The sequence below is a fragment of the Pseudomonas gingeri genome, assembly GCF_013385425.1.
GTDB lineage: Bacteria > Pseudomonadota > Gammaproteobacteria > Pseudomonadales > Pseudomonadaceae > Aquipseudomonas > Aquipseudomonas gingeri_D.
In genome coordinates, this window is record NZ_JACAQA010000017.1 from 16,269 (window position 1) to 38,819 (window position 22,551).

Consider the following 22,551-nt stretch of genomic DNA (forward strand, 5'->3'; position numbering starts at 1 on the left):
CCGTTCCTGGCGGTACGAACGATTGTAGAGGCGGCATCATTTGTCTACGGGTAATTTGGATTTCGAACAGTTCCGGGTCTTCCTGGAAAAGGCCTGTGGCATCCTGCTGGGTGAAAACAAGCAGTATCTGGTTTCCAGCCGTCTCAATAAACTGATGGAGCAGCAAGGGCTCAAATCCCTTGGCGAGCTGGTCCAGCGCATCCAGACCCAGCCCCGCAGCGGTTTGCGCGAGCAGGTGGTGGATGCCATGACCACCAACGAAACCTTGTGGTTTCGCGACACCTACCCCTTCGAGGTCCTGAAGAACAAGGTGTTGCCGGAAATGATCAAGGCCAGTCCCGGCCAGCGTCTGCGGATCTGGTCGGCGGCGTGTTCGTCGGGGCAGGAACCCTATTCGATCTCGATGTCGATCGATGAGTTCGAGCGGACCAACATGGGCCAGCTCAAGGGCGGTGCGCAGATTGTCGCCACCGACCTGTCCGGGCTGATGCTCACCAACTGCAAAAGCGGTGAGTACGACAGCCTGGCGATTGGCCGCGGCCTGTCGCCCGAGCGCCTGCAACGCTTCTTCGACCCCAAGGGGCCGGGACGCTGGGCGATCAAGGCGCCGATCCGCAGTCGCGTGGAGTTTCGTTCGTTCAACCTGTTGGACAGCTATGCGAGCCTGGGCAAGTTCGACATCGTGTTCTGTCGCAACGTATTGATCTACTTCTCCGCCGAAGTGAAAAAAGACATCCTGCTGCGTATCCACGGCACCCTGAAGCCGGGTGGCTATTTGTACCTCGGGGCCTCGGAAGCCCTGAACGGTCTGCCGGACCATTACCAGATGGTGCAATGCAGCCCGGGGATCATCTACCAGGCCAAGTAAGGCGCCAAGCCTCACACAAAACGGGAACCCCAATGGGGTTCCCGTTTTTTTTACGGCGCTTTTGCCGCTTTACCGGCATCCGGCGGAAATGCCTTGCCGCTTTTCTGGCATTGCCGCTCGCCACCTGCCCGCAAGCCCTTGATTTACCTGTATCGAAAAATTGGCATGGGCCTTGCTTTGTCTCTTGCAACGAAAAGCCTGTTCCACAAAATCAGGTCAACCCGCTAAAGGTTCCCCGACATGAGCATCAACTTCGATAAAGCGCTCGGCATTCATGAGCAAGCACTGGCCTTCCGCGCCCAGCGCGCCGAAGTTCTGGCGAACAACATCGTCAACGCCGATACCCCGAACTACAAGGCGCGGGACATGGACTTTTCCTCGGTGCTCGCTGAACAGAGTGACAAGGCCAAGAACGGCAGTTTCGCGTTGAACACCACCAACAGCCGCCATATCGAAGCTGAAGGCCTGAGCAACGGTGATGCCGCGCTGCAGTACCGCACACCGATGCAGCCGTCGCTGGACCAGAACACCGTGGATGCGCAGATCGAGCAGTCGAACTATGCGCAGAACTCGGTCGATTTCCAGGCCAGCTTCACGCTGCTGAACGCACGATTCAAAGGGCTGGTTTCAGCCCTGCGTGGAGAATAAGTCATGTCCCTAGCCAGTGTTTTCAACATTGCCGGTACCGGCATGAGTGCCCAGACCACTCGCCTGAACACCGTCGCCAGTAACATCGCCAACGCCGATACCGTCTCCTCGAGCATGGACCAGACCTATCGCGCCCGGCATCCGGTGTTCGCCACCATGTTCCAGAACGGCCAGGGCCAGACTGACAACTCGCTGTTCCAGAACCAGGACGGGGCGGGTGCCGGCGTGCAGGTCACCGGCGTGGTCGAGGACCCCAGCAACCTTGAAGCCCGTTATGAGCCGAACCATCCGGCCGCTGACGCCAATGGGTATGTCTACTACCCCAACGTCAACGTGGTTCAGGAAATGGCCGACATGATTTCCGCCAGCCGCTCGTTCCAGACCAACGCGGACATTATGACCACCGCCAAAACCATGATGCAGAAGGTCCTGACCCTCGGTCAGTGATAAAGGGCGATTCCTATGACGGTTTCCAGTACTACCTCAAGTGGCAACTCGACACTTGATACGATCATTGCCAACTCCCAGACGGCGAACACCGGCAGTACCGATGCGCTGGGTAATGCCATCAGCAGCGCCGCCGGCGGCCAGACCCTTGGCAAGGACGACTTCCTGCAACTGCTGGTGACCCAGCTGCAGAACCAGGACCCGCTCAATCCCCAGGACAACAGTGCCTTCGTCGCCCAGTTGGCCCAGTTCAGCAGCCTGGAAGGTATCCAGACGCTCAACACCAGCGTGAACAATATTGCCAGCTCCTTCACCTCGTCCCAGGCGCTGCAGGCCTCGTCGATGGTCGGGCGTTCGGTCATCGTGCCGACCACCCAGGCCGTGGTCGATACCACCAAGACCTTCACGGGGACGGCAACGGTTCCGAGTTCTGTCAGTGATGTGACCCTGAAGATCAGCGATTCCACTGGCAAGGTGGTCCGCACCATCGACATGGGCGCGCAATCGGCCGGCAATGCCGCCTTTGCCTGGGACGGCAAGGACGATTCCGGCACCTTGCTGTCAAGTGGTACCTACACCTTCGCTGCCACCGCGCCGATCAGTGGCACGGCCACGGCGCTCACGACCAACCTGCCGGCGACTGTCAGCAGCGTGACCCTGGGTCAGAACGGCGGCGAAATGATGCTCAACCTGGCGGGCCTGGGCAGTATTGCTCTGTCCAAAGTCCAGACCATTGGCCTGTAAGAGCCGACCAACACGAAGTAAGGAGTGAACCATGTCTTTCAATATCGGTTTGAGCGGTCTCTCTGCGGCCAGCAAGCAACTTGACGTCACCGGCAACAACATTGCCAACGTCAACACCACCGGCTTCAAGTCGTCCCGTGCGGAATTCGCCGACGTGTACTCGGCGACCAAGCTGGGCACCGGTGCCAAGACCATCGGTAACGGTGTAAACCTGGCCAACGTCTCGCAAAACTTCGGCAACGGCGGCATGGACAGCACCGGCAACGTGCTGGACATGGGCGTGCAGGGCAACGGCTTCTTCGTCCTGAGCAGCAACGGCTCGCTGAGCTACACCCGTGCCGGTACCTTCAAGACCGACAAGGACGGCTACATCACCAACACCGACGGCACCGCGAAACTGCAAGGTTTTGCCGCCGATGCCAACGGCAACATCATTCCGGGTGTGCTGACCAACCTGCGGATCGACACCTCCAACCTGTCGCCGCAGACCACTACCCAGATCGGTTCGACGCTCAACCTCGACTCCACGTCGCCGGTGATTTCCGTGCCGTTCGATGTCACTAATACCGCGACCTACACCAAGCCGTTCAGCACCACGATCTATGACACCCAGGGCAATTCCCACTCCCTGGACCAGTATGCGGTCAAGACCGGTGCCAATACCTGGAATGTCTATTCGTTGATTGACGGTCGTAATCCTGACGGCACGGCGCCGACGGTTACAGTACCTCCTGCTGCGCCAGCAGCCCCCGATCCCGTGCCGGTACCAGTGGTCTTTGACTCCTCGGGCAAATTGCAGAGCATTGGCGGTGTTGCTGGCCAGACCAGCATCGTGGTTTCAGGTTGGATTCCCGGTGGGATGGTCGCTGGGGTCTGGACGCCGAACCAGGCGGCTGCGAACCCAGCGGGGATTGCCGTCGATTTTTCGAAAACCACCCAGTTCAACGCCGATACCGCTCGTAGCAACATCACCAGCGACGGTTACGCGACCGGCCAGATCACTGACGTTACCATCGATGCCACCGGTGTGATCTCCGCCAACTTCAGTAACCAGCAGCACAAGGCGATCGGCCAGGTGGCCCTGGCCAGCTTCACCAACGAGCAGGGCCTGCAGGCGGTCGGTGGCACCAGCTGGAAACAGACGTTCGCGTCCGGCCAGCCGGCCTATGACGGCGGTACGGTCGGCACCAACGGTTCGATCCTTTCCGGTTCCCTGGAAGCCTCGAACGTCGACCTGACCAGCGAACTGGTGGATCTGATCAAGGGCCAGAGCTACTACCAGGCGAACGCCAAGACCATCTCCACCCAGAGCTCCATCATGCAGACTATTATCCAGATGGCGTAATACGGCTTCTCTGGTACTTCAAAAATCCGGCCCCTTGGGTGCCGGATTTTTTTTGCCTGACGTTTGAGCTGCCTCATCTTTTGGCTAGGTTTGTCTGTGCGATTGCACGAGGTGGTGTGGAATTTGCTTTTTACGTGCGTGCTAACGAATGGCGTCAACATTTCGTTATATCTGCGTCATCAGAGCAGAACCTTTCGTTCTGACTGCATGGAGCGATGCAATATCTAGGGACGGAACAAGAATTGAAGAGAAGTCACGCCCTCAATGCGCCTGTCGTGGCGGCGCCGTTGAAAGCCCTCCTGCGTAAAAGCCTGATCGGCGCAGCCCTGTTTTCTGGGGTGATCAATATCCTCGCGCTAATTGGCCCGGTGTTCATGTTGGAAGTGTACGACCGGGTCATCCCAAGCCAGAGTGTTCCGACGCTAGTGGCTCTGGGGCTATTGGTTCTGGGTGTCTATGCATTGTCCGGACTGTTGGATGTTCTTCGCTCTCGAATCATGGTCAGGGTCGCCTCTTCGCTGGATCTGGCCTTGTCTTCCAGGGTCTTCAAGGTTATTTCCGGAGTGTCGTTAAAAACACCCATTACCGGTGATGCGCTCAAGCCTGCCCACGAGTTGGATCAGATCCGGAATTTTATTGGCGGACCGGGACTTGTTGCCTTCTTCGACCTGCCCTGGATGCCGGTTTATTTAGCGGTCTGCTTTTATATTCATCCCATGTTCGGCCTCTTGACCGCCGGCTTGATGATTATTCTGATTGTGTTGACGATACTGACTGATCGTCAGACCCGCTCGCTGATGCGAGCTTCAGCGGATGCCTTGAACAGGCGTAATCACCACGGCCATCAAGCGTATCAGAATGCCGAAGCATTGATGGCCATGGGGATGACTGCCGATGCGTCTGGCATTTGGCAAGCTCATCACAGTCTTTACACCACACTGCAACGACGAACTGCGGACATCGGCGGTCTCTTCGGTGGTATCTCGAAAACGCTGCGTCAGATTGTTCAGTCTGGCTCTCTGGCCCTTGGGGCCTATCTGGTGATCACGGGAGATCTGAGCGGAGGCACGATCGTTGCGGCGTCGATTATCGTTGCACGAACTCTGGTGCCCGCCGAGCAGGTGATTGCGACCTGGAGAAGCCTGTTGGGGGCTCACGTTGCCTGGAAACGGTTGCATGAGGTCTTTGATTTATTTCCTGAGCAGCCCAGCAAGACTGAGTTACCGGCGGCTCATCGAACACTTCAGGTCGAAGGTGTTTTTGCATCTCCTCCTGGGATTCAGCGCTTGGCGTTGCAGAACATCAACTTTTCGATTTTGGCGGGTTCTGCCATCGGGGTGGTGGGGCCGAGTGCATCGGGCAAATCTTCACTGGCACGTGTACTGGTTAACGCCTGGCAACTGGCACGTGGCCACATTCGACTCGATGGGGCTCCGCTTGATTTCTTGACGGATCAGTCCAGGGGCAAGTTGATTGGGTATCTGCCACAAAGTGTTGCTCTGTTCAGCGGGAATGTTGCGCAGAATATTGCGCGGCTGAACCCATTCGCGCCGGACAGTGCAATCGTCTCGGCAGCGCAACAGGCGGGTGTACACGAACTGATCCTGCAGTTGCCTCAGGGGTATGAAACTCAAGTCGGTGAGGGCGGACTTAATCTGTCGGCAGGCCAACGTCAACGTATTGCCCTGGCGAGGGCATTGTTTGGCAATCCGTTTCTACTGGTGCTGGACGAGCCCAACTCCAATCTTGATGCCGAAGGTGAGCAGGCATTGGCCAGGGCAATCCTGGCGGTCAAGGCACGAGGAGGCATTGTCGTTGTCATCGCTCACCGCACCAATATTCTGTCGGTCATTGACCAGGTATTGATTCTGGAAAACGGCGTGCAAGTAGCGTTCGGCCCCAAGGACACCGTTCTCAGAAAGCCGGTATTAGCGGCCACCCGACCCATGGGCCATTCGGTGGAAATGGGAGGGGGCAACTGATGTTTGTCGATCAAGAAAGCACCTTGACTCACTCGTTGTCTCGTCATGTACGTTTAGGCGTGATCTCTCTCGTGGTGTTACTGGGGGGCAGTTTGGCCTGGGGGGCACTGACCGATTTGTCTGGAGCTGTGATTGCCGTCGGGGCTGTCGCAGTAGAGGGCAGCGTCAAAAATATCCAGCATCCCACCGGTGGCGTTGTGGCCGAGTTACTGGTCAAGGAGGGGCAGCAAGTGGCTGCCGGGGATGTGCTGCTTCGTCTCGATGCGACGCTGCCTGCCGCTAGTCAGGCAATCGTGTCGAAGTCGTTGAACCAGGCCTGGGCACGCCAGGCACGTTTGGAAGCCGAACGTGACAATGCGGGTGACGTGATAGTGCCTCAAGAACTGTTGGCACGAATGAGCATGGATGACGCCAGGTTGGTCATGGCCAGCGAGCGGCAATTGTTTCTTGATCGTCGGGCCGCTCGCGAAGGGCAGAAAAAGCAGTTGCGAGAGCGTGTGCAGCAGCTCAACGAAACTATCCTCGGTCACGATATTCAGCAAAAAACCAAGTCCGAAGAAATCGAGTTGATCGACATGGAGTACCGGGCGGTCAAGATTCTGTTCGACAAGGGCATGATGACCCTGGACCGGATCAATGCGCTGGCTCGTGGCATTGCCCGCTTGCGGGGAGAGCGCGGACAGCTCATGGCCTCTATCGCCGAGGCCCGGGGGAAAATTGCTGAAACCGAGTTGCAACGCCTTCAGGTCGATCAGACCTTTCGCAGTGAAGTGTCTCAGGAGCTGCGGGACCTGCTGGCGCGTCAGGGCGAGTTGGTTGAGCGCGAAATTACCGCCAACGACCAGCTTAAACGGATCGACATCATTGCGCCGATTGCCGGGCGCGTGCAGCAGTTATCGGTGCATACGCTCGGCGGGGTGATTTCACCGGCGGAAAGCCTGATGCAGATAGTGCCGCTTGATGATGAATTGCTGGTCGAGGCGAAGGTCAGTGCCCAGGACATTGATCAGATCACCCTGGGTCAGGCAGCCACTTTGCGTCTAAGCGCTTTCAATCGAAGCACCACGCCGGAGCTCAAAGGCTCGGTGGTCAGGCTATCCGCCGACTTGATTACCGATGAGCGCACGGGTGCGGGGTTCTATCGAGCCGGTATTCGAATTTCCAAAGAGGAGATGGGGCGATTATCCGGACTTACGCTGGTGCCAGGAATGCCGGTTGAGTCGCTCATAAAAACCGGAGACAGAACCGTGCTGTCTTATCTGTTCAAACCGATCAGCGACCACGCGCAGCGGGCATTCAGAGAAGGTTGAGCCCTTCTGCTTGGTCGTTTCAATATGGCTTTTCAACACCACAAGGACGATGTAATGGCAGTTATTAACGGAACCAGCGGGGCAGATACCCTTATCGGGACTGCGGGGGATGATCAGATACGTGGCTTGGCGGGCGACGATATATTGAATGGTGGTGACGGTAATGACCTCCTGATTGGCGGCACCGGTGCTGATCAACTGATCGGTGGAGCGGGTATTGATACTGCCAGTTATGAAGATGACGTAAGTGGTAATGGCGTGACCCTGAATCTGAAGACTGGTGAGCATACCGGTATTGCCAAGGGCGATACTTTCAGTAGTATCGAAATCTTCAAGGGAACGGCTTACAGCGATGTCTTTGTTGCCAGTGCCAGTGCTGAAACCTTTGATGGTAGTGGCGGTTTCGACCGGGTGGATTACTCCACGTCCGCGCAAGCGATCAATATCACCATGACCAACGCCACCTCTGGCACGGGCGTTGGCGGTGACGCTCAGGGGGATGTGCTCACCAATATGGAGGTGATTACTGGCACAGCCTATAACGACGTTTTCAACCTGAGCCTCGGCACGACAACGATCTACGGTGGGCAGGGTAATGACGTCTATGTGGTCAATGGTACTGCTGCTCCAAGCCTGTTTGAGTATGCGGGCGGTGGTGATGATGAGATTCGTACCAATCAGAGTCGAATGACTTTGGCGGCTGAAATCGAACGCCTGACGTATACCGGCAGTGGCAACTTCACTGGTTATGGTAATACTGGCGACAACATCATTATCGGCGGTGCAGGCAATGACTTGCTGATCGGCGGTGCCGGTGCCGACCAACTGATTGGTGGTGCGGGTACTGATACCGCCAGCTATGAGGATAGTGTGAGCGGTGGCGTGACCCTGAACCTGAAGACTGGTGAGCATACCGGTATTGCCAAGGGCGATACTTTCAGTGGTATCGAGGTGTTCAAGGGAACGGCTTACAGCGATGTCTTTGTTGCCAGTGCCAGTGCTGAAACCTTTGATGGTAGCGGCGGTTTCGACCGGGTGGATTACTCCACGTCCGCGCAAGCGATCAATATCACCATGAGCAATGCAACCTCTGGCACGGGTGTTGGTGGTGATGCCCAGGGTGATGTGCTCACCAACATGGAGGTGATTACTGGCACAGCCTACAACGACGTTTTCAACCTGAGTCTCGGCACGACAACGATCTACGGTGGACAGGGTAATGACGTCTATGTGGTCAATGGTACTGCCGCTCCAAGCCTGTTTGAGTATGCGGGCGGTGGTGATGATGAGATTCGTACCAATCAGAGCCGAATGACGCTGGCGACAGAAATTGAGCGTCTGACGTATACCGGCAGCGGCAACTTCACCGGTTATGGTAATGCTGGCAACAACATCATTGCCGGCGGCGCGGGCAATGACCTGCTGATCGGCGGTGCCGGCGCTGATCAACTGATTGGTGGCGCGGGTATTGATACTGCCAGTTATGAAGATGACGTGAGCGGTAATGGTGTGACCCTGAATCTGAAGACTGGTGAGCATACCGGTATTGCCAAGGGCGATACTTTCAGTGGTATCGAAATCTTCAAGGGAACGGCTTACAGCGATGTCTTTGTTGCCAGTGCCAGTGCTGAAACCTTTGATGGTAGCGGCGGTTTTGACCGGGTGGATTACTCCACGTCCGCGCAAGCGATCAATATCACCATGACCAACGCCACCTCTGGCACGGGCGTTGGCGGTGACGCTCAGGGGGATGTGCTCACCAATATGGAGGTGATTACTGGCACAGCCTATAACGACGTTTTCAACCTGAGCCTCGGCACGACAACGATCTACGGTGGGCAGGGTAATGACGTCTATGTGGTCAATGGTACTGCTGCTCCAAGCCTGTTTGAGTATGCGGGCGGTGGTGATGATGAGATTCGTACCAATCAGAGCCAAATGAGTCTGGCGGCTGAAATCGAGCGCCTGACATATACCGGCACCGGTAACTTCACTGGTTACGGCAACGCTATCGACAACGTCATCACGGGTGGTGCAGGTAATGACATCTTCCTGGGCGGTGATGGCGGCGATACGTTTAACGGTGGAGACGGTATCGACACGGTCAGCTACAACGACAGTCGGATAACGGGGGTTACCATCAACCTCAAGACCGGTGTGCATACCGGTATTGCCAAGGGGGACGTGTTCAACAGCATCGAAAAATTTGTCGGGTCGATGCAGGATGATATTTTCGTTGGTACAGGGGCTGCGGATAACTTCGATGGTGGGGCCGGGCGCGATACTGTGAGCTTCGCATTAGAAGACTCGGCGATCACGTTGGATCTCACCAAACCGTTCACGGGAGCTGCCGCCGGAGACACCTACACCTCCATTGAAGTCTTTGAAGGAACAGCCTTCAACGACACTTTCATTGGTGGTGCTGGGGCGGATACCTTTATCGGGGGCGGCGGTGCCGATTTTATCGATGGCGGTGCCGGCCTCAACGACATGGCTTCCTACACGACCAGCTCGGCTGCAGTGCAGTTGGATTTGCAGGCCGGGACGGCAAATGGCGGCGATGCGACAGGTGATGTGCTGGTCAATATCGAAAGCCTGCATGGCTCGGAGTTCGATGACACGCTGGCCGGCAGCTCCGGTAGCAACCAGCTCTACGGGGGCGGAGGTAATGATTGGGTCTATGGCGGGGACGGTGATGATTTTATCGTGGGCGGGAAGTATGAGCCTGCCAGCCTCAATGGACCCAGCCATGATGGGCCGGCGGAAGCAGACCAACTGTTTGGTGGTAATGGCAACGACACGATCCTGAGCGCTAATAATGACACCGGGACCGTTATTCACGGTGATGCTGGCGACGATAGCATTACTGTCTATCACGGCACGGCTTACGGTGACGAGGGTAACGATAAGTTGACCGGTACGGGGAGTGACTACCAGTTGTTCGGTGGTGCCGGCGCTGACCAGTTGACCTTGTCGGGCAGTGGTTATGCCTATGGTGGAGAGGGCGGCGACACGTACATTGTTCTCTCGACCTCAACCGTACTGATCAAGGACGATGGTCTGACAGGCAATGACTTGGTCAAGCTCCAGAATATCCAGAGCTTTCAGGATGTGGTGATCAAGACGGATGGCACGAGTTCCTACATTTTCTCGGCCGCTGCCTTGAATGCGGGCAATGAACATCCTGCCGTGGTCTTGCAGGACTGGTATGCAGGCTCCAGCACCATCGAGTCGTTCCAGACTGCTAATGGAGATACGTTCACCATTCCAGCCTGAACAACGAAAAACCATCGGCAGCCTACCTTCAGGCAAGCTATCGTCAACGGAAGCGGTAAAGACTGCGCAAGCAGGCTTTGCCGCTTTTTTCGGGCGTTGATTTTTCTGCAGGCAAAAGAAAACCCCCGCCAGGCCCAAGGCCTGACGGGGGTTTCTCAACCCGCGCGGTAAGGCGCGGGTCTGGCTCAGCTTATTGGCAAGCTTCGCAATCCGGCTCGTCGATCGCACAGGCCTTTGGCACTGGCGCCGGGCCGGCTGGCGCGGTAGGTGCCGCCAGGACCGAATCGTCGCCGTGGTTGCCGCCGCTGGAAACAGCGTTCAGCTTGCCGGTGTTGATGGTCGACTTCTCGGTGCTGGTCGCGGCCAGGGCACGGAGGTAGTAGGTGGTCTTCAGGCCACGGTACCAGGCCATGCGGTAGGTCACGTCGAGTTTCTTGCCCGAAGCACCAGCGATGTACAGGTTCAGCGACTGCGCCTGGTCGATCCACTTCTGGCGACGGCTGGCGGCATCGACGATCCACTTGGTTTCCACTTCGAACGCGGTCGCATACAGCTCCTTGAGCTCTTGCGGAATGCGTTCGATCTGCTGCACGGAACCGTCGTAGTACTTCAGGTCGTTGATCATGACCGAGTCCCACAGACCGCGAGCCTTCAGGTCGCGAACCAGGTACGGGTTGATCACGGTGAATTCGCCCGACAGGTTCGATTTCACATACAGGTTCTGGTAGGTCGGTTCGATCGACTGCGAAACGCCAGTGATGTTGGCGATGGTCGCGGTCGGTGCGATGGCCATGATGTTGGAGTTACGAATGCCTTTCTGTACACGGGCGCGAACCGGTGCCCAGTCCAGGCTTTCGGTCAGGTCGACATCGATGTACTTCTGGCCACGGGACTCGATCAGGATCTGTTGCGAATCCAGCGGCAGGACGCCCTTGGACCACAGCGAACCCTGGAACGTCTCGTAGGCGCCACGCTCGTCGGCCAGGTCGCAGGACGCCTGGATCGCGAAGTAGCTGACCGCTTCCATGGACTTGTCGGCGAAGTCGACGGCGGCATCCGAACCGTAGGGGATGTGCTGCAGGTACAGCGCATCCTGGAAGCCCATGATGCCCAGGCCGACCGGACGGTGCTTGAAGTTGGAGTTCTTCGCTTGCGGCACCGAGTAGTAGTTGATGTCGATCACGTTGTCGAGCATGCGCACGGCGGTGTTCACGGTGCGTTGCAGCTTGGCCTTGTCCAGCTGGCCGTTGACGATGTGGTTCGGCAGGTTGATCGAGCCCAGGTTGCAGACGGCGATCTCGTCCTTGTTGGTGTTCAAGGTGATCTCGGTGCACAGGTTCGAGCTGTGCACCACGCCCACGTGTTGTTGCGGGCTGCGCAGGTTGCACGGGTCCTTGAAGGTCAGCCATGGGTGGCCGGTTTCGAACAGCATGGACAGCATCTTGCGCCACAGGTCCTTGGCCTGGACGACCTTGAACAACTTGATCTTGTTGTACTCGGTCAGGGCTTCGTAGTACTCGTAGCGCTCTTCGAAAGCCTTGCCGGTCAGGTCGTGCAGGTCCGGCACTTCCGATGGCGAGAACAGGGTCCACTTGCCGTCATCGAAGACGCGCTTCATGAACAGGTCAGGGATCCAGTTGGCGGTGTTCATGTCGTGGGTGCGACGACGATCATCACCGGTGTTCTTGCGCAGCTCGATGAACTCTTCAATGTCCATGTGCCAGGTTTCCAGGTAGGCACAGACCGCGCCCTTGCGCTTGCCGCCCTGGTTGACCGCTACGGCGGTGTCGTTGACCACTTTGAGGAACGGCACGACGCCCTGGGATTTGCCGTTGGTGCCCTTGATGTACGAACCCAGTGCGCGCACCGGCGTCCAGTCGTTGCCCAGGCCACCGGCGAATTTCGACAGCATGGCGTTGTCGTGGATCGCGTGGTAGATGCCCGACAGGTCGTCCGGCACGGTGGTCAGGTAGCAGCTCGACAGCTGTGGGCGCAGGGTGCCGGCGTTGAACAGGGTCGGGGTCGATGCCATGTAGTCGAAGGACGACAACAGGTTGTAGAACTCGATGGCACGCTCTTCACGTTGTTTCTCTTCGATCGCCAGGCCCATGGCCACGCGCATGAAGAAGATCTGTGGCAGTTCGAAACGCACGCCGTCCTTGTGGATGAAGTAACGGTCGTACAGGGTCTGCAGGCCCAGGTAGGTAAACTGCTGGTCGCGCTCGTGGTTGATAGCCTTGCCGAGCTTTTCCAGGTCGAACTCGGCCAGGACCGGGTTCAGCAGTTCGAATTCGATACCCTTGGCGATGTAGGACGGCAGGGCCTTGGCGTACAGATCGGCCATTTCGTGGTGGGTGGCGCTGTCGGCGACTTCGAGGAAGCTCAGGCCTTCGGCACGCAGGGTGTCCATCAGCAGGCGAGCGGTCACGAAGGAGTAGTTCGGCTCGCGCTCCACCAGGGTCCGGGCGGTCATCACCAGGGCGGTGTTGACGTCTTTCAGGGCCACGCCGTCGTAGAGGTTCTTCAGGGTTTCGCGCTGGATCAGGTCGCCGTCGACTTCTTCCAGGCCTTCGCAGGCTTCAGTGACGATGGTGTTCAGGCGACCCATGTCCAGTGGCGCGACGCTGCCGTCGGCGCGGGTGATGCGGATCGACGGGTGAGCGTTGACCGGCTCTTCGGAAGGGGCGCGGATGGCGCGTTCCTTGGCCCGCGAATCACGGTAGATCACATAGTCACGGGCGACTTTCTGCTCGCCGGCACGCATCAGGGCCAGTTCGACCTGGTCCTGGATTTCTTCGATGTGGATGGTGCCGCCCGAAGGCATGCGCCGTTTGAAGGTCGCGGTGACCTGTTCGGTCAAGCGGGCAACGGTGTCGTGGATGCGCGACGAGGCGGCGGCGGTGCCGCCTTCAACTGCGAGGAACGCTTTGGTGATGGCGACGGTGATCTTGTCATCGGTATAAGGAACGACAGTGCCGTTACGCTTGATCACGCGCAGTTGGCCCGGCGCGGTGGCGGACAGATCCAGATTCGAATCGGCGGCCTGCGGCACGGTGCCTTGCGGGTTCTCGCGAGTTGTGTCGGTTTGCATGGGTGTCTCCACGTTCTCTATGTTTGTTTGGGCACCATGAAGGTGCCCACCGTTCTGTCCTGAAGCACTACAACCGAACGATGTCGGGCATAACCACTTCGGGACAGGGGAAGAGGGCTTTCGGGCGCCGCTTCCTTGCCGAAGTTTGCAACGCTGCGGGTCGCTGACCCGAAACGGTATTCCTGATGGGTGACAGTTTTGTCCTGCAACACCCGTACCGTTTTCCCACGCAAGAAGGAAGAACGGCTGCCATCCGCGTATGCGGTTTGGGCTTTCAAATCGGTGTTTAGTTCAACCCCGCGGATGCAAGAAAAGAGCTTGAGTTCCTGACGCGAAATGTGGTTGGGGATTTTGGGCGAAAACCCTACATGTTGGGTTTTTTTGCTGCCGAGATACAAGATAATGCGTTTTGGGGGATGATTGCAATGTACTGCCTGTGGATAAATCTGTGCGTAATTTGTGTATGAAAGCCTGAAACCGCGCGTAGGCCGCGGCAGGCCGGGATTACGCCGCCTGTCATTGTTTTTTACCGCTGCGGACCACGTGCGTGGATTTTTGCGGGCGCGAACCCTATCACAAAAAAAGCCCATGACCGAGCGCGAATCCTGACGTGTGTGCGATGACCCGGTCGTTGCTACAATCGGCCGGCCTTACCCTTTCTATATCCGCCTCAATCATGACAAAAAGACGGGCGGAGCCTTTCAACGCTGAACATTTGCACGCAGAGGTCGCCCGTGGAGCAAGCCTGGCAGGTATTGATAGTCGAGGATGACCAGCGTCTGGCCGAGTTGACTCGCGAGTATCTGGAGAGCAACGGCTTGCGGGTCTCCATCGAGGGCAACGGTGCCCGGGCCGCCGCACGGATTATCGCCGAGCAGCCCGACCTGGTGATTCTCGACCTGATGCTGCCCGGCGAGGATGGCCTGAGCATCTGCCGCAAGGTGCGCGAGCGCTACGACGGGGTGATCCTGATGCTGACCGCGCGCACCGACGACCTCGACCAGATCCAGGGGTTGGACCTGGGGGCCGATGATTATGTCTGCAAGCCGGTGCGCCCGCGCCTGTTGCTGGCACGGATCCGCGCGCTGCTGCGGCGCGGCGAGCCGCTCCAGGGCGCGGCCGAGGAAAAGGTCCGGCGCCTGCAGTTCGGCCCGCTGCTGATCGACAACGCCTTGCGCGAGGCCTGGCTGAGCGGGGCGGGGATCGAACTGACCAGTGCCGAGTTCGATCTGCTCTGGCTGCTGGTGGCGAATGCCGGGCGGATCCTCTCGCGGGAAGAAATCTTCACCGCCTTGCGCGGCATCGGTTATGACGGCCAGGACCGCTCCATCGATGTGCGTATTTCGCGCATCCGCCCGAAAATCGGCGATGACCCCGAGCACCCGCGGCTGATCAAGACCGTTCGCAGCAAAGGCTATCTATTTGTCCCTGAAGCGTTCGCAGACCTGCCGTCGTGAACTCGATCTTCCTGCGCATCTACGGTGGCATGTGTGCCGCCCTGGTGCTGGTGGCGTTGCTCGGGGTGCTGGCCCTGCACCTGCTCAACCAGGTGCGCGGCGAGCAATACCGCGAGCACCTGGCCCATGGCACCTTCTCGCTGATGGCCGACAACCTGCGGCCGATGGACGAAATCGAGCGCCGTCGGGCCCTGGCGATATGGGAGCGACTGCTGGGTATTCCACTGTCCTTGCAGCCGCTGGCCGATGTGCACCTGGATCTCGGCCAGCGTACCCGGGTGCTGCGCGGCCAGGCCCTGGTGGAACAGACCGGGCCTTATGCGGCGAAGATCTATCGATTGCTCAGTGGCTCGGAGCAGTTGGTATTAACAGGCGAGGTCCAGCAGATCAGCGAGCAGTTGGCCCGGGCGACCATCTACCTGTTGGCCGACGAACTGGTGCGCTACCCCGATGCCGAGCAGCCGGCACGCCTGGCGGCGCTCAAACGTGACAAGGGCTTTGGTTTCGACATGAAGCTGCTCACCCCGGACCAGGCCGATATGGATGAAGACCAGCGCCGGCGGATCAGCGAAGGCGATACGGTCATGGCCCTGGGCAAGGGCGGCGATTCGATCCGGGTGTTTGCCGGCCTGTCCGGTACGCCCTGGGTCCTGGAAATCGGTCCGCTGTACCAGATGAACCCCTATCCGGCGCAATGGCTGGTGTTGATTGCCGTGCTCGGCTTGAGCCTGATCGGCCTGATCGTCTACCTGCTGGTGCGACAGTTGGAACGGCGCCTGCGCGCAGTGGAGTCGGCGGCCACGCGGCTGGCCCAGGGCAATCTGGAAACCCGCGTGCCGGCCGCTGGCGCGGACTCCATCGGACGCCTGGCCGCGGCATTTAATGGCATGGCCGAGCACTTGCAACGCTCGCTGATGATCCAGCGCGAATTGGTGCGAGCGGTGTCCCACGAACTGCGCACACCGGTGGCGCGCCTGCGTTTCGGCCTGGAAATGATTGGCGATGCGCAGACGCCCGAGGCGCGGCACAAGTATATGGAAGGCATGGACGGCGATATCCAGGACCTCGACCGGCTGGTGGACGAGATGCTGACCTACGCCCGGCTGGAGCAAGGCACCCCGGCGTTGAGTTTCCAGCGGATCGACCTCAGTGCCCTGGTCGACCAGGTGATCGGCGAGCTGGCACCGTTGCGGGTGGAGGTGCGGGTGACGCGCGGGCTGTGCTTTCCGTTGGCCGCCGGGGACGAGGTGTGGGTCGAGGCCGAGCCGCGTTACCTGCACCGGGCTTTGCAGAACCTGGTCAGCAACGCGATGCGCCATGCGCAGTCGCAGGTCTGCATCAGCTACCAGGTCGGGCCCTTGCGTTGTCGGGTGGATGTCGAGGATGACGGCCCCGGCGTGCCGGAAAGTGCCTGGGAGCGGATCTTCACGCCGTTCATGCGCCTGGATGACAGCCGGACCCGGGCTTCGGGCGGGCATGGCCTGGGGTTGTCCATCGTGCGTCGGATCATCCACTGGCACGACGGCCGGGCGCTGATCGGCAAGAGCCAGTTGCTTGATGGCGCGTGCTTCAGCCTGAGCTGGCCGCGTTATCAGGACAAGGCCTGACACGGCGGTTCACGCCGGGATGGCGACCAGGCTCAGCAATTGCCCGTCATGCAGGCCGAACTGCGCCTGCAACTCTGTGCCATGGCACCATTCACTGGACAGGTCGGTCAGCAGGCGCAAGCGCACCTGCCCACTGATATCCCACTCCAGCACTTCGGCGTGCTCGAAGTAAAAGCGTTTTTGCACCAGCGGGTAGAGCGCCTTGAACAGGCTTTCCTTGACCGAGAAGGTCAGGGTCACCAGCAGGGCGATCTGCTCGGCGGAACCTGCGGCCATGCGCTGCATTTCGGCTGGAATGAGGATTTCGCCGGCCAGTCGCTCGGCTCGTTCTGCGCTCAGCAGGTCTTCCAGGTCCATCCCCAGGCCCCGCCAGTGGGATTTAGGCGCGACGATGGCGGCGGCGCGGCCGGTGCCATGGGTGATGGAGCCGGTGATATGGGCCGGCCAGATCGGCGCACGGTCCTCACCGATGGCCGGAACGCTGTCGGTACCGTCCAACTGCCGCAGGGCGGCGCGGGCACAGAGGCGCCCGGCGAGGAATTCGGCCTGGCGCTTGGCCACCGAGCGCTGAATACTGGCCGGCGGATCGATGCGGCTACGCTGGAAGTCGTCCGCGGCGAGCTGCGACGGGTTGAATCGGGTGCTGAGCAAGACGCTATGCGCCAGAGCCTCGGGCAACGGCCAATGGGCGTCGAGGGGCGTGCAGCAAACGGGCAGGACGGGGAGCTTGTTCATGGCGGGCATTTTGCCGGGTTGGAACGGCGCTTTCCAGAGCCGATTCCCTTGTCCATCCAAATGTGTTCAGGGGGAGTTCAGGGCCACTTGTTTACTCTGTAACAATGATGATGCGCAAATCTGCTCCTGGCCGGTCGGCCGTGTCTTTCATGAAACACTTTGGCTGAACTGAGTTACCGTTATGGGCGAAGCGATGCCGGTAGCGTTGGGAGAGCATTATGAAATTGCTGGTGGTAGAAGACGAAGCGTTGTTGCGCCATCACTTGCAGACCCGCTTGAGCGACAGTGGTCATGTGGTCGAGGCGGTGGGCAATGCCGAAGAGGCGCTGTACCAGACCGAGCAGTTCCATCATGACCTGGCGGTGATCGATCTCGGCCTGCCGGGCATGGGCGGACTGGACCTGATCCGCCAACTGCGCTCGCGCGGCAAGGTTTTCCCGATCCTGATCCTCACCGCGCGTGGCAACTGGCAGGACAAGGTCGAAGGCCTGGCCGCCGGTGCCGACGACTATCTGGTCAAGCCCTTCCAGTTCGAGGAACTGGAGGCGCGGATGAATGCCTTGCTGCGGCGCTCCAGCGGTTTCACCCAGTCGACCATCACCGCCGGCCCCCTGCTGCTGGACCTCAATCGCAAGCAGGCCTCCCTCGACGACCAGCCCCTGGCGCTGACGGCCTACGAATACCGGATTCTCGAATACCTGATGCGTCACCACCAGCAGGTGGTGGCCAAGGATCGTCTGATGGAGCAGTTGTACCCGGACGACGACGAGCGTGATCCGAATGTGATCGAGGTACTGGTCGGGCGCTTGCGGCGCAAGCTGGAAGGGCCGGTCGGGTTCAAACCTATCGATACCGTGCGGGGCCTGGGCTACCTGTTCAACGAGCGCTGCCGGTGATTCGTTCGCTACGGGTGCGGCTGATGCTGGCCGCCACCATCCTGGCGATATTGTTCATGTTGGCCTTGTTGCCGGCGATGCAGGGGGCGTTCAGCCTGGCCTTGCAGGACTCCATCGAGCAACGCCTGGCTTCGGATGTGACCACGCTGATTTCCGCGGCGCGCATCGAAAAGCAGAAACTGCAGATGCCCGATCTGCTCCCCGACGAGCGATTCAACCTGCCCGACAGCCGCCTGCTGGGCTATATCTTCGACCGCGACGGGCGCCTGGTCTGGCGTTCGCGGGCAACCCAGGAAGAGCACATCAACTACCGTCCGCGGTATGACGGGCGCGGCAACGAGTTCGCGAAAATCCGCGAGGACAACGGCAACGAGTTCTTCGTCTACGACGTCGAGGTCAAGTTGCTCGGCGGCAAGAGCGCCGCCTACAGCTTTGTCGCCCTGCAGCCGATGCGCGAATACAACATGACCCTGGCCGGCCTGCGGGAAAAACTCTACCTGGGCTTCGGCGCGGCCTTGTCCGTGCTGCTGGCGCTGCTCTGGCTCGGCCTGACCTGGGGCCTGCGCGCGCTGCGGCGGTTGAGCCAGGAACTGGACCAGATCGAGAACGGCGAGCTGGAAAGCCTCAGCGAGGAGCATCCGCGGGAACTGCTGCGCCTGACCGGTTCCCTCAACCGCTTGTTGCGCAGCGAGCGCGAACAGCGCAGCCGTTATCGCGATTCCCTGGACGATCTGGCCCACAGCTTGAAAACGCCCCTGGCGGTTCTGCAAGGGGTCAGCGAGGGGATGGCGCAGCGGCCCCAGGATCGCGATCAGGCCAGGGTCCTGCAGAGCCAGATCGAACGGATGAACCAGCAGATCAGCTACCAGTTGCAGCGCGCCAGCCTGCGCAAGAGCGGTCTGGTCCGGCACCAGGTCGAACTGCGTCCGGTGCTCGACAGTCTGTGCAGCACCCTGGACAAGGTCTATCGCGACAAACAGGTGGTGGTCGCCATCGACGTGCCGCAGTTCAGTCATGTGCCGATCGAGCAGGGGGCGTTGCTGGAACTGTTGGGCAACCTGTTGGAGAACGCCTACCGCCTGTGTCTGGGCAAGGTGCGGGTCAGCCTGCGCCGAGGTTTGCAGGGCATCGAGGTGTATGTCGAGGACGACGGGCCGGGGGTGCCACCCGACCAGCGGGCGCGTGTTCTGCAACGTGGCGAGCGCCTGGACCGCCAGCACCCGGGGCAGGGCATCGGCCTGGCGGTGGTCCAGGACATCATCCAGAGCTACGACGCCGAGATGACCCTGGGGGATTCGACCCTGGGGGGCGCATCGTTCCGCATTCATTTCCCGCCGCAATAACCGCCGGGCGCGCCTCTACAGTTCCTGGGCGCGATAGGCGCCGGGGGTCAGGCCGGTCCATTTCTTGAAGGCCCGGTGAAAGGCCGAGGGCTCGGAAAAACCCAGCTGTTCGGCGATCTGTTGCAATGACAGTTCGCTGCGGCCCAGGTGGTAGATGGCGATGTCCCGCCGCAGTTGATCCTTGAGTTCCTGAAAACTCGTGCCTTCTTCGCGCAAGTGCCGCCGCAGGGTTTGCGGGCTGATATGCAGGTGCTGGGCGACCGCCTCCAGGTCCGGCCAGCGACTGGCATCCCGACTGAGCAGGCGCCGCAGTTGGCTGCTCAGGCTGTCGCCGTCGTCGGGACGGGCCAGCAGGTCGGCGGGGGCGCGACCGAGGAACTGCTTGAGCGTGCGTTCATCCTGTTGCAACGGCAGGCCCAGGTAACGGCTGCTGAACAGCAGGCTGCTGCTGGCGGCGTCGAAGGTCAGGGGACAGGGAAACAACAGGTCGTATTCACTGGCGTGGTCGGGCCTCGGGTAACCGAAGTCGGCCTCAAGCAGGCGAATACGCTGGCCGATCAGCCAACTGCCCAGGCGGTGCCAGACCACCAGCAGGCATTCGCTGAGAAAGTGATCCGGGTCCCACAGGTTCGAGGCATCCAGGCTCAGGCGCGTGCAGTCGCCTTCGCGGCTGAGCTGCAGGCGTGGGGCGTCGGGGAACAGGCCGTAGAACCGCAGGCCACGGTCCAGGGCCTTTTCCAGCGTCGGACAATGAATCAGCGCATGCATCATCATGGCGAAGGTGCCGCGTCGGCAGCGGCTCTGGCCGAACCCCAGGTATTCGTCGTCCAGCTCCAGCCAGAGCCCTTGCAGTAACTGGGTGAACTGCTCCGGCGCCAGGCGCGCCCGCGGCTCGTCGAGCCACTGCGCGGCGATGCCCAGGCGTTGCAGCAGCGGCGCGCAGTCGTGACCCTGACGACGTGCCCCTTCCAGGGCGGCGCGGGCGAAGTGGCTGGCGATACTGCGTTCACGCATGGGGCGCTTCCGTCCATTGGGTGGCCGATGTTAGTCATGGAAATGACGCAGGGACAAGGCGGATATCCGCCAAAACCTCGGGTGCTTTGGGGTGGATGGGCGGAAATCCGCCATCTATGCTATAGGGGCGGAGCGCGATAACCCCCGCAAGGGATGATGGCTAAAGGCTTTGCCGCGATTTTGTAAAAGTGGCACGGGCTTTGCGAAGAGATAAGAGGTCTGCCCACGCAGTTCGACAAAAAACAAAAATCCCTCCGGTGCAGGAGGGTTCGTGCTTCAGGTCCCATGGCCGCTGATGGATAACGGGCGTGTGATCTCTTGAGGAACTTTGCAATGACGACTCGTCAGCCACTGTACAAATCCCTGTATTTCCAGGTGGTCGTAGCCATCGCTATCGGCATCCTGCTCGGCCATTTCTACCCACAGACCGCCGTGGCCCTCAAGCCACTGGGTGACGGCTTCATCAAGCTGATCAAAATGGTCATCGCCCCGATCATCTTCTGCACCGTTGTCAGCGGCATCGCCGGCATGCAGAGCATGAAAGCGGTCGGCAAGACCGGCGGCTACGCGCTGCTGTACTTCGAAGTGGTTTCTACCATCGCCCTGCTGATCGGCCTGGTCGTGGTCAACGTGATCCAGCCGGGTAACGGCATGCACATCGACGTGGCCACCCTGGACGCTTCGAAAGTCGCGGCCTACGTCACCGCTGGCGCAGACCAGAGCGTGGTTGGCTTCATCCTCAACGTGATCCCGAACACCATCGTCGGTGCCTTCGCCAACGGCGATATCCTGCAAGTGCTGATGTTCTCGGTGATCTTCGGTTTCGCCCTGCATCGCCTGGGTGCCTATGGCAAGCCGCTGCTGGAGTTCATCGATCGCTTCGCCCACGTGATGTTCAACATCATCAACATGATCATGAAGCTGGCGCCCATCGGTGCGCTGGGTGCCATGGCCTTCACTATCGGTGCCTACGGCGTGAGCTCCCTGGTGCAACTGGGCCAGCTGATGATCTGCTTCTACATCACCTGCATCCTGTTCGTGGTGGTGGTGCTGGGCGCCATCTGCCGCGCACACGGCTTCAGCGTGTTGAAACTGGTTCGTTATATCCGTGAAGAGCTGCTGATCGTACTGGGGACTTCCTCTTCGGAATCGGCCCTGCCGCGCATGCTGGTCAAGATGGAACGCCTGGGCGCGAAGAAATCGGTCGTTGGCCTGGTGATCCCAACCGGCTACTCCTTCAACCTCGACGGTACCTCGATCTACCTGACCATGGCGGCCGTGTTCATCGCTCAAGCGACTGACACCCACATGGACATCACCCACCAGATCACCCTGTTGCTGGTGTTGCTGCTGTCCTCCAAGGGCGCGGCGGGCGTGACCGGCAGTGGTTTCATCGTACTGGCGGCGACCCTGTCGGCCGTAGGTCACCTGCCGGTGGCCGGCCTGGCACTGATCCTCGGTATCGACCGCTTCATGTCCGAAGCCCGTGCCCTGACCAACCTGGTGGGCAACGCCGTGGCGACCCTGGTGGTGGCCAAGTGGGTCAAGGAACTGGACGAAGACAAACTGCACACGGAACTGGCTTCCGGTGGTCGTGGTATTGAAGACGAACGCGCACTGGACGACCTGGGCGTAGCCGAAGGCTCGGCGCCAAGCGCCAAGTAAGCTTCAGCGGTAAGTTGAGAAAACCCATCTTCGGATGGGTTTTTTTATGCCTGGGCGTTTGTGTCAGGTTTTCTGAGCGTTGTGGTGCTTGCCGCCGAGTGGTGGGCTGCCTAGTCTGGAGAT

General features: G+C 59.7%; 17 protein-coding genes. 13 read left to right on the forward strand and 4 right to left on the reverse strand.

Annotated features, from left to right (window positions below):
* Window positions 1–40: 40 nt before the first annotated feature.
* The 8 genes from cheR to HX830_RS19835 all read left to right on the forward strand — a co-directional run bounded on the left by cheR (window position 41) and on the right by HX830_RS19835 (window position 10,620).
* Window positions 41–868 (forward strand): protein-glutamate O-methyltransferase CheR, encoded by an 828-nt coding sequence (cheR, locus tag HX830_RS19800; RefSeq protein WP_152741524.1) that lies wholly within the window; start codon window positions 41–43, stop codon window positions 866–868.
* A 240-nt stretch (window positions 869–1,108) separates the two neighbouring features.
* Window positions 1,109–1,516, forward strand: a complete 408-nt coding sequence (flgB, locus tag HX830_RS19805) for a flagellar basal body rod protein FlgB (RefSeq protein ID WP_177102066.1) — start codon at window positions 1,109–1,111, stop codon at window positions 1,514–1,516.
* A gap of 3 nt (window positions 1,517–1,519) precedes the next feature.
* Window positions 1,520–1,963 (forward strand): flagellar basal body rod protein FlgC, encoded by a 444-nt coding sequence (flgC, locus tag HX830_RS19810; RefSeq protein WP_103497251.1) that lies wholly within the window; start codon window positions 1,520–1,522, stop codon window positions 1,961–1,963.
* 15 nt (window positions 1,964–1,978) lie between these two features.
* Window positions 1,979–2,707 carry a flagellar hook assembly protein FlgD gene (gene flgD / locus HX830_RS19815; protein WP_177102068.1) on the forward strand — a complete coding sequence of 243 codons (729 nt, stop codon included), beginning with the start codon at window positions 1,979–1,981 and terminating at the stop codon, window positions 2,705–2,707.
* Window positions 2,708–2,738: 31 nt separating this feature from the next.
* The gene (gene flgE / locus HX830_RS19820; protein WP_177102070.1) at window positions 2,739–4,052 is read left to right on the forward strand and encodes a flagellar hook protein FlgE; all 1,314 of its coding nucleotides are present in this window, start codon (window positions 2,739–2,741) and stop codon (window positions 4,050–4,052) included.
* Window positions 4,053–4,294: 242 nt separating this feature from the next.
* Window positions 4,295–6,034 (forward strand): type I secretion system permease/ATPase, encoded by a 1,740-nt coding sequence (locus tag HX830_RS19825; RefSeq protein WP_177102079.1) that lies wholly within the window; start codon window positions 4,295–4,297, stop codon window positions 6,032–6,034.
* Window positions 6,034–7,344, forward strand: a complete 1,311-nt coding sequence (locus tag HX830_RS19830) for an HlyD family type I secretion periplasmic adaptor subunit (protein WP_177102081.1) — start codon at window positions 6,034–6,036, stop codon at window positions 7,342–7,344. The genes HX830_RS19825 and HX830_RS19830 overlap by 1 nt, the downstream gene beginning before the upstream one ends.
* Window positions 7,345–7,398: 54 nt before the next feature.
* Entirely contained in the window at window positions 7,399–10,620 is a 3,222-nt protein-coding gene (locus HX830_RS19835) for a beta strand repeat-containing protein (protein WP_177102083.1), read from the forward strand.
* 190 nt (window positions 10,621–10,810) lie between these two features.
* Here HX830_RS19835 and HX830_RS19840 read toward each other — a convergent pair whose 3' ends face one another.
* Window positions 10,811–13,711 (reverse strand): ribonucleoside-diphosphate reductase subunit alpha, encoded by a 2,901-nt coding sequence (locus HX830_RS19840; RefSeq protein ID WP_177102085.1) that lies wholly within the window; start codon window positions 13,709–13,711, stop codon window positions 10,811–10,813.
* Window positions 13,712–13,728: 17 nt separating this feature from the next.
* Window positions 13,729–14,301, reverse strand: a complete 573-nt coding sequence (locus HX830_RS19845; RefSeq protein WP_177102087.1) for a hypothetical protein — start codon at window positions 14,299–14,301, stop codon at window positions 13,729–13,731.
* A gap of 144 nt (window positions 14,302–14,445) precedes the next feature.
* Between HX830_RS19845 and HX830_RS19850 the strand changes: the two genes are divergently transcribed.
* Window positions 14,446–15,168 carry a response regulator gene (locus tag HX830_RS19850; RefSeq protein ID WP_177102089.1) on the forward strand — a complete coding sequence of 241 codons (723 nt, stop codon included), beginning with the start codon at window positions 14,446–14,448 and terminating at the stop codon, window positions 15,166–15,168.
* A complete protein-coding gene (locus HX830_RS19855; RefSeq protein WP_177102091.1) occupies window positions 15,165–16,775 on the forward strand; it encodes an ATP-binding protein in 1,611 nt (536 codons plus the stop codon). Before HX830_RS19850 ends, HX830_RS19855 begins: the two co-directional genes overlap by 4 nt.
* A 9-nt stretch (window positions 16,776–16,784) precedes the next feature.
* On the opposite strand, the gene HX830_RS19860 is transcribed toward HX830_RS19855, so the two are convergent.
* The gene (locus HX830_RS19860; protein ID WP_218171336.1) at window positions 16,785–17,510 is read right to left on the reverse strand and encodes a 4'-phosphopantetheinyl transferase family protein; all 726 of its coding nucleotides are present in this window, start codon (window positions 17,508–17,510) and stop codon (window positions 16,785–16,787) included.
* A 218-nt stretch (window positions 17,511–17,728) separates the two neighbouring features.
* Here HX830_RS19860 and HX830_RS19865 point away from each other — a divergent pair, with 218 nt between their 5' ends.
* Window positions 17,729–18,406: a response regulator gene (locus HX830_RS19865; RefSeq protein WP_100944205.1), complete on the forward strand. Its 678-nt coding sequence runs from the start codon at window positions 17,729–17,731 to the stop codon at window positions 18,404–18,406.
* Window positions 18,403–19,749: an ATP-binding protein gene (locus HX830_RS19870; protein ID WP_177102095.1), complete on the forward strand. Its 1,347-nt coding sequence runs from the start codon at window positions 18,403–18,405 to the stop codon at window positions 19,747–19,749. The genes HX830_RS19865 and HX830_RS19870 overlap by 4 nt, the downstream gene beginning before the upstream one ends.
* A 15-nt stretch (window positions 19,750–19,764) precedes the next feature.
* On the opposite strand, the gene HX830_RS19875 is transcribed toward HX830_RS19870, so the two are convergent.
* A complete protein-coding gene (locus tag HX830_RS19875; RefSeq protein ID WP_103497259.1) occupies window positions 19,765–20,763 on the reverse strand; it encodes an AraC family transcriptional regulator in 999 nt (332 codons plus the stop codon).
* 333 nt (window positions 20,764–21,096) lie between these two features.
* Between HX830_RS19875 and HX830_RS19880 the strand changes: the two genes are divergently transcribed.
* Window positions 21,097–22,428 carry a dicarboxylate/amino acid:cation symporter gene (locus tag HX830_RS19880; protein ID WP_177102097.1) on the forward strand — a complete coding sequence of 444 codons (1,332 nt, stop codon included), beginning with the start codon at window positions 21,097–21,099 and terminating at the stop codon, window positions 22,426–22,428.
* The last annotated feature ends 123 nt before the right edge of the window (window positions 22,429–22,551 follow it).

What these genes read in the sequence shown, in the direction of transcription:
- HX830_RS19875 (WP_103497259.1), bottom strand. Translation starts at nt 20,763, where the DNA reads ATGCGTGAACGCAGTATCGCCAGCCACTTCGCCCGCGCCGCCCTGGAA.
- HX830_RS19835 (WP_177102083.1), top strand. Translation starts at nt 7,399, where the DNA reads ATGGCAGTTATTAACGGAACCAGCGGGGCAGATACCCTTATCGGGACT.
- HX830_RS19830 (WP_177102081.1), top strand. Translation starts at nt 6,034, where the DNA reads ATGTTTGTCGATCAAGAAAGCACCTTGACTCACTCGTTGTCTCGTCAT.
- HX830_RS19860 (WP_218171336.1), bottom strand. Translation starts at nt 17,510, where the DNA reads ATGAACAAGCTCCCCGTCCTGCCCGTTTGCTGCACGCCCCTCGACGCC.
- flgB (WP_177102066.1), top strand. Translation starts at nt 1,109, where the DNA reads ATGAGCATCAACTTCGATAAAGCGCTCGGCATTCATGAGCAAGCACTG.
- flgD (WP_177102068.1), top strand. Translation starts at nt 1,979, where the DNA reads ATGACGGTTTCCAGTACTACCTCAAGTGGCAACTCGACACTTGATACG.
- flgE (WP_177102070.1), top strand. Translation starts at nt 2,739, where the DNA reads ATGTCTTTCAATATCGGTTTGAGCGGTCTCTCTGCGGCCAGCAAGCAA.
- HX830_RS19880 (WP_177102097.1), top strand. Translation starts at nt 21,097, where the DNA reads ATGACGACTCGTCAGCCACTGTACAAATCCCTGTATTTCCAGGTGGTC.
- HX830_RS19840 (WP_177102085.1), bottom strand. Translation starts at nt 13,711, where the DNA reads ATGCAAACCGACACAACTCGCGAGAACCCGCAAGGCACCGTGCCGCAG.
- HX830_RS19845 (WP_177102087.1), bottom strand. Translation starts at nt 14,301, where the DNA reads ATGGGCTTTTTTTGTGATAGGGTTCGCGCCCGCAAAAATCCACGCACG.
- flgC (WP_103497251.1), top strand. Translation starts at nt 1,520, where the DNA reads ATGTCCCTAGCCAGTGTTTTCAACATTGCCGGTACCGGCATGAGTGCC.
- HX830_RS19865 (WP_100944205.1), top strand. Translation starts at nt 17,729, where the DNA reads ATGAAATTGCTGGTGGTAGAAGACGAAGCGTTGTTGCGCCATCACTTG.